Annotated in this window: 2 protein-coding genes; both read right to left on the reverse strand. The window is 56.0% G+C overall.

All coding sequences use genetic code 11. The annotated features are described in order from the left end of the window. A partial coding sequence (locus QVO43_RS00735; RefSeq protein WP_288174249.1) for a diaminopropionate ammonia-lyase occupies window positions 1-742 on the reverse strand: 742 nt, incomplete at its 3' end. Window positions 743-757: 15 nt separating this feature from the next. After that, window positions 758-1,697: amidohydrolase (locus QVO43_RS00740; RefSeq protein ID WP_288174250.1), on the reverse strand; the 940-nt coding region annotated here is incomplete at its 5' end.

A 1,697-nucleotide genomic window follows, 5' to 3' on the forward strand; every position in this document is an offset into this window, starting at 1 on the left:
CGTAATAATCAGCGAAGAAACCTGCAAGAGCCCCGCTCATGGCCCCCACTCCCGCCTGGAGAAAAATGTGGGTGGGCGGCTGGGAGGGAGCCTCTGCCGCTTCCAGGGCCAGGGTAGTGTACCCTTCCATGATCCACCCGGGAATGGTTTCGTATCCTTCCCAGGCCGTATCCTGGACCAATACTCCGCCAGTTTCTTCCGCCACCCGGGCAGCATGGCGCACCGTATCATCATAATTGAATTCCGTGATACAGGCATCGCTGCCCAAAGCCCGGATGTTCTCCAGCCTTTCCCGAGAACTTCCTTTGGGCATGAATACCCGGCTCTTCACTCCCAGGCAGTGGGCGGTCCAAGCAATGCCCCGGCCGTGGTTCCCGTCGGTGGCCGTCACAAAGCACAGATCTTTGATCTTTGCATGGACTGCAGGATCCTGGAGCAGGGCAAAAGTCATTTCTGTTATAGGAATCCCCAGTTTCTCTCCCAGGACTTGGGCCACGCAGAAACTGCCGCCCAGTCCCTTGAAAGCATTGAGCCCGAACCGGAAGCTTTCATCTTTCACATAGAACGCCTCCAGCCCCAGGTGTTCTGCCAATCCTTTCAAATCCACCAGAGGCGTGGGCACGTATCCCGGGATGGTCCGATGGAAGTTCCAGGCGGTTTCTGCTGCCTGCCGGGTAAAAAGCCCGTCCCATTGACATTTCCCGCTGGATTTCCGGGTCACGATCTTGATTTCGTTCTCCATGGTCATGCTCCCTTCTTATGCTGCCAGCCGGAGCCTTACCAGCTCGGCCCAAAATTCTGCTCCTGTTGCCAATACATCATCATTGAAGTCATAGATATTCTGATGAAGAGAGACATTTCCGCTTTTCTCTTTTCCAGTTCCCAAAAGCAGGAAACAACCAGGCACATGTTTCAGGAAAGCAGCAAAGTCTTCCGACGCCATCCATGGCTCACAGTCTCCAAAAGTCCGTTTTTCTCCCACCACCGCCTGGGCAGCCCGCACCGCATGCTGGACGCATCCAGCGTCATTGACCGTAGGAAAGAACTCATGGGTGTAGGCAAAGCTGCACTGGGCGTGGTTCATCCGGCAGATTCCCTCCACAATATCCCGCATCCGATTTTCCACCAACTGCTGGTCTTCCGGTGTTGTAGTCCGGGCATCTCCCCGTACCGTCACGGTGGTGGGGATGGCATTGTGAGCCCCATCCGTCTCGATTTCCGTACAGGAAATCACCACGGGACGCATGGGCGGCGCATTCCGGCTGACGATGGTCTGAAGTGCCAGATAAATTTCTGCGAAAGAAGCCAGTGGATCATTTCCTTCGTGGGGAGAAGAAGCATGGCCCCCTTTTCCAGTGATGGTGAAGGAAAAATCATCTTCGCTGGCAGCCATGCCCCCCACCCGGGTGGAAAGGGTCCCGGCCGGCAGGAAAGGCGCATTGTGGAGGCCATAGATTTCATCCATGGGGAACCGTTCGAACAGCCCGTCATCGATCATGGCCTGGGCACCCCGGCCTGGTTCTTCTGCCGGCTGAAAGATAAAGCGGACCGTGCCATTGAAATTTTTCCGATCCGCCAGCAGTTTGGCCGCTCCCAACAGCATCACCGTATGGCCGTCATGACCGCAGCCATGCATTTTCCCCGGACACAGGGAAATATGGTCATGGCAGCTCCGTTCCGTGATATCCAGAGCATCC

This window comes from Acidaminococcus sp. CAG:542 (assembly GCF_000437815.1).
GTDB lineage: Bacteria > Bacillota > Negativicutes > Acidaminococcales > Acidaminococcaceae > Acidaminococcus.